This window comes from Caballeronia sp. LZ033 (assembly GCF_031451265.1).
Taxonomy (GTDB): Bacteria; Pseudomonadota; Gammaproteobacteria; order Burkholderiales; family Burkholderiaceae; genus Caballeronia.
Window position 1 is genome coordinate 1 of the sequence record NZ_JARUXQ010000024.1, and the last position, 1,914, is coordinate 1,914.

1 protein-coding gene is annotated in these 1,914 nt (G+C 67.4%); it reads left to right on the forward strand.

Features of this window, described 5'->3' with window-relative positions; all coding sequences use genetic code 11:
- Window positions 1-1,914 (forward strand): beta strand repeat-containing protein (locus tag QCE62_RS34985; RefSeq protein WP_409017965.1); only part of this gene is annotated, 1,914 nt, incomplete at both ends.

The following is a 1,914-nucleotide window of genomic DNA, read 5'->3' on the forward strand; positions in this document are numbered from 1 at the left end:
AGCGGCAGCGCGCTCGATCTCGGCGGCAGCACTACGTCTGCGCACGGCGCGCTCGTGCTCGCGGCGCGCGCCGCCGATGCGAACCTGTCGGGCGCGACGGTCACGGCCGGCGGCGGCCTCAACGTGAGCGCCGCGAATGCGCTGGTCAACGATCAAGGCATGCTCAGCGCGGCCGATGTCCAGTTGGACGCGGCGTCGCTCTCGAACCGCGATGGCAAGGTCGTGTCGAGCGGTGCATTGACTGGCGATGTTCGGGGCGCTTTGCAGAATCTAGGCGGCACGATGCAGGCTACGGGCGCGGCACAGGTGCGCGCAGGCGGCATCGACAACAGCACTGGCGCGATCGCAGGCAGTCAGCTGACGATCACCGCGTCGGGTATCACGAACCGCAGCGGGACGATCGCGCAGACCGGCGCAGGCACGGCCGCGCTTGCCGTAGCGAACACGCTCGACAACCGCGGCGGCTCGATTGCCAGTAACGGACGTGTGGCTGTCGTGTCCGGCACAGTCGTGAACGCGTCGGGCTCCATGACGGCACGCGACGGCCTTGCGGTGACGGCCGACGGCGTGCTCGATAACGCCGGCGGCAAACTGCTGTCGAACGCGGACGTGAATCTGGTCAGCGCTGCGTTGAACAACGACGGCGGCCAGATCGGCGCAGGCACGAACGAGACGATTCGGACCGGGCGACTGACCAATAGCGGCGGCTCGATCGTCGCGCCGAACCTCACGATGACGAGTGCCGGCACACTTGACAACACCTGGGGCGCGATCGAGGCGAACGCGCTCGACATCACCACGACAGACCTTATCAATCGCGCGGGCCGGATCACGCAATACGGCGCAACGTCGACGGGATTCCATGTCAGCGGCACGTTCGACAATTCCAACGGTGGGACTTTTCAGACCAACAGCGCGGATCTGACGCTCGCGCCGGGCGCGCTCATCAACGACGGCGGCTCCATCATCGATGCTGGCACGGGCACGCTGACGATTGCGCCCGGTAACGGCGCTGGCTATTTCTCGAACGTTGACGGCCGGATCATCGCGGCGGGCACGCTCGCGGTGCAGGCTTCCGGCCTGAACAACGCGAACGGCGTGCTGGCCGCACAAGGCGCGATCTCTGCGCGCTTCGCTGGCGACGTCGACAACACGCGGGGCGCGATTCGCGCGCTCGGGTCGCTGTCGCTCGCCAGCGGCGGCCGCCTGATGAATACGAACGGGCAGGTTCAAGCGGGCACGGGCACGGGCACGGGCACGGGCACGGGCGTTGATCTGAGCACGCTCGACCTTCAGGCGGCGAGCATCGACAACACGAGCGGCCTCGTGAGCAATCTCGGCATGGGCGACGTGGCCGTGCGAAGCGGCAACGGCATCGTCAACCGCAGCGGCACGATGACGGCCAACGGCCGCATCTCGCTCGACAGCGCCGCGCTCGTCAATACGCAAGGCGCGCAGTTGAGCGGCGCGAACGTCACAGTTCAGGCCGACACGGTCGACAACAGCGGCGGCGGGATCGGCAGCGTGACCGGCTCGCATGGCGACGTGGCAATCACGACCTCCGGCGCGATCACGAACACGAGCGGCCAGATCGGCGCGACCCGTGATCTGACGATCAACGCGGCAACGCTCACGGGCGGCGGCGCCTACAGCGCGGCGCATGACGTGACCGTGATCGTCCAGGGCGACTTTGCGCCAACCGCTGCTTTCCAGTTCAGCACCGGGCACGACCTGGCCTTTACGCTGCCCGGCACGTTCACCAACGGCGTGCTGCTCCAGGCGGCGAGCAATCTCGACGTCAACGCGGGCGATGTCCGCAACAGCGGCACGATGATGGCGGGCGGCACGCTCACCACGCACTCGAATACCCTGACCAACACCGGGGTGATCGTCGGCGGAAGTGTTTCGCTCAAT